This window comes from Paenibacillus sp. JT31N11 (assembly GCF_056269285.1).
In genome coordinates, this window is sequence record NZ_JBWDNQ010000058.1 from 1 (window position 1) to 2736 (window position 2736).

3 protein-coding genes are annotated in these 2736 nt (G+C 50.4%); all 3 read left to right on the forward strand.

The window, feature by feature from the left end; translation table 11 throughout:
- Nucleotides 1-403 precede the first annotated feature (403 nt).
- The 3 genes from AC0YNV_RS40595 (at nt 404) to AC0YNV_RS40605 (ending at nt 2702) form a co-directional block, all read left to right on the forward strand.
- Nucleotides 404-2077, forward strand: a complete 1674-nt coding sequence (locus AC0YNV_RS40595) for an alpha/beta hydrolase family protein (protein ID WP_475773119.1) — start codon at nt 404-406, stop codon at nt 2075-2077.
- A 185-nt stretch (nt 2078-2262) separates the two neighbouring features.
- Nucleotides 2263-2412: a hypothetical protein gene (locus AC0YNV_RS40600; RefSeq protein WP_475773121.1), complete on the forward strand. Its 150-nt coding sequence runs from the start codon at nt 2263-2265 to the stop codon at nt 2410-2412.
- Nucleotides 2400-2702 carry a hypothetical protein gene (locus AC0YNV_RS40605; protein ID WP_475773120.1) on the forward strand — a complete coding sequence of 101 codons (303 nt, stop codon included), beginning with the start codon at nt 2400-2402 and terminating at the stop codon, nt 2700-2702. Before AC0YNV_RS40600 ends, AC0YNV_RS40605 begins: the two co-directional genes overlap by 13 nt.
- The last annotated feature ends 34 nt before the right edge of the window (nt 2703-2736 follow it).

Below are 2736 nucleotides of genomic sequence, written 5' to 3' on the forward strand. Positions count from 1 at the left end.
TATAGAGAAGACGTAGTGACAGAAATTGGCGGCTGGGGACCATGGATTAATGGCGGGGGCTGGTAGAACGTTAATCAAATTCCGGTTGATTTTTTATATCGTAATCAATATAAGTGTCAAAGACATTGATTCAATTTTTCTGTTCAATACGGCATTACGCTAACGGGTACGATAGCTCAACAATCAGGTCATTAAAGTAACGGGTACTGATAGTGCAAAGAGCAGGAACAGATCGCAGCGGCTGGCAGCTGTTGTTCTGGTTGCGCAAACGGAGCGTTGGACAAAATTTTGTCAATGATGCAGGCTCATTTCTTGACGGAACGGGTTTTTTTTCTTGATTTTTATGTTCTATCTGTTATAGTCTGTATATAACATTCAAACTATTAATCAATCTGAGGTGACCATGGATGGCGACAATGGGACAGACAAAAAAATTGCGTACTGCGGGAGCAACGTTGGTACTTTTAACTTTGCTGCCTTTGCAGGCTTGGGCTACGGGTGCAGGGGGGGTGACGAAACAGAGAAGGTGCCGTTCAGGACAGTTGCGGAATCGATCGGCGCGGTCGTGAATTGGAATGCGGTCAATCGGCAAGCGGTCGTCACTCGTGGCCAGGTGGAGCTTGCGATCACGATTGGCGCTGATACCGCCCTTGTGAATCGGCAAGCGCGGACGATGGACAGCAAGGCGGAATTGTCGGGCGGCCAAATGCTCGTACCGCTGAGCATGATCAGACAAGCATTCGACGTTGACGTGGACTGGGATCCGCAAGACGGTCTCCTCGTTGGATTGGAAGATGTCAAGACGCGTGGCAGCTATTTCGTACACTTGCTGCAGACAGGCCAGTTTGAAGATGCGAGAGCGATGATGAACGAGCGATTGCAGCAGCAGCTACCGGAGCAATTGCTGCAGACGTACTGGGTCGGCAATACTTCCGTATACGGCTCTCCGGCTCAATTGCTTATGCTCGATCAAGAGGAGACAGCGGTGCATAATAATGCGATGCTCGGTTACGCTACACCGCAGCAGACGCCTTTCGGTATCATCGTCCGTTTCGACGACACCGGGAAAATCGATGATTTGTATTTGCCCTATTTGCCATCCGGCGCTTATCAGAAACCATCCTACGATAACCCGGCGCAATACGTGGAGCGGCAAGTCGTTGTCGGCGAAAGGGAGCATTCGCTGCCAGGTACGTTAACCCTTCCGAAAGGGGAAGGGCCTTTCACCGCTGTAGTTCTCGTGCATGGCTCTGGCACGGGGGATCGGGATGAGTCGACCGGCGCTTACAAGCCGTTCCGTGATCTGGCGGCCGGTCTGGCGGCCCAACATATTGCCGTGCTAAGATTTGATAAACGGACCTATGAGCATACGCTTAAAAGCGCGCTGAATCCGCAGTTTACCGTAAAGGATGAATCGGTGGACGATGCGTTGGCGGCGGTAAAGGTCCTGCAGCAGCAACCCGAAGTGAATGCCGCACAAATATTCGTGCTGGGCCACAGCCAGGGCGGAATGCTCGTTCCGCGCATCGTGCAGCAGGACAGTACTGACTCCATCGCCGGCGCAATCGTCATGGCTGGCCCCTCGGAACCGTTGGAGGATCTACTCCTTACTCAGTACCAACAAGCGGCGGAACGCGCCAAGCAGGCGGGACAACCGACCGATGCGCTGGAACAGCAGGTACAAATATGGGAACAGCAGATGGCACTGCTGAAGGATCCACAATATTCCGTCGCCAATATTCCCAAAAATTTCGTCGTGCAAAATCCGGTCTGGTGGTTCGATTTCCGCAATTATTACGCTGGAGAGCTCGCCAAGGATCAGGAAACGCCAATGTTGATCATGCAGGGGAAGAACGATGCCCAGGTCGGTCCCGACCAGTTGGATGGCTGGAAAAAGGCGCTGGCCGGACGAACGGACGTATCCTACAAATTATATCCGAAGCTGAATCACTTCTTCGTATCCGTTGACCAGCCATCAACAGGCGCCGAGTACGCCATTCCTGGCAATATTCCGGATCAAGTTATCTCGGATATCGCGGATTGGCTGAACGGTGTGTCTGCAGCAGCACCGCAATAAGTAAGTGAACAACAACTGTAAACGGACAAGCGCCGATCCTATGGATCGGCGCTCTTGTATTACAGAGCTAATGGGGTTGGCTCACGAAAGTGGCTAATTGGCCTTTGTCAAAAAAGGAGCGCCTCTGTATGATGGGTTTGTCGAAAGGTCTAATAACCCAACACTATCAAGGAGGCGCTCTTACGATGAAGGTTAAGCAATCAGCCGGACAAAATCAACGCATTGAAAGAATATCTACATCTCACCTTGTTGTGGGTATAGATATCGCGAAGGAAAGTCATGTAGCACAAGCAACTCACTGCTGGGCGCTGGGAGAAAGTCGATGGCTGCTGTAGAAGCTGCGATCGAGAGTGCAACGGGTACTATGAATCGATGGGAGAAAGACATAAGTTTCCCGGGCGGCGAGAGTTTGATTGCGTTGTCCAATTTTTTTCAAGTCTCAACGGATTACCTTCTTATAGGTTTCGATTCTAATACGCCTGATTATAATCAGCTAGCTACTATCCGTGAATTACTTCAGCTGTTGACTCACATTAGCGATCGGGGTAGGAAGGTGCAAATTGGGACAGTTGGGCTAAAAGTCTTTTTAATGGATTATATGGACTTAATGTTGAAACAAGATTAGTTTGCTATACTAATGCTGGTCACGGTGGAGGTTG